Genomic DNA, 491 nt, shown 5'->3' with positions numbered 1-491 from the left:
GAAGGACGTGACAAGCAACGAAAGCGACGGTTAGGAGCAAATATCCAATGAGCCGTCGGTATCCGAATGGGGAAACCCACTTAGACAAACTCTAAGTATCTGTAGCCCAACCAATTAAGCTACAGAAGCGAACCGGGCGAACTGAAACATCTAAGTAGCCCGAGGAAGAGAAAGAAAACTCGATTCCCCCAGTAGCGGCGAGCGAAGAGGGAGAAGCCCAACTTAAGGAAAAGATAGGAAGAAGTTAGAAGAATCAGCTGGAAAGCCGAGCCAAAGAGAGTGACAGCCTCGTAATCAAAAACAGGCACCTACACCTTAGAAAGAGTACCACGGAACACGAGAAATTCCGTGGGAACACGGGAGGACCACCTCCCAAGGCTAAATACTACCTAGTGACCGATAGCGAATAGTACCGTGAGGGAAAGGTGAAAAGAACCCCGGGAGGGGAGTGAAATAGAACCTGAAACCTTATGCCTACAAGCAGACAAAGT

At 48.7% G+C, this 491-nt stretch carries 1 rRNA gene; it reads left to right on the top strand.

The annotated features are described in order from the left end of the window. A 23S ribosomal RNA gene (locus WKS98_RS09955) occupies nucleotides 1-491 on the top strand; the annotation flags it as partial.

This window comes from Lagierella sp. ICN-221743 (assembly GCF_037890055.1).
GTDB lineage: Bacteria > Bacillota > Clostridia > Tissierellales > Peptoniphilaceae > Mediannikoviicoccus.
The sequence above is the reverse complement of the archived record's forward strand: the minus strand, read 5'-3'. Positions and strand labels throughout refer to the sequence as shown.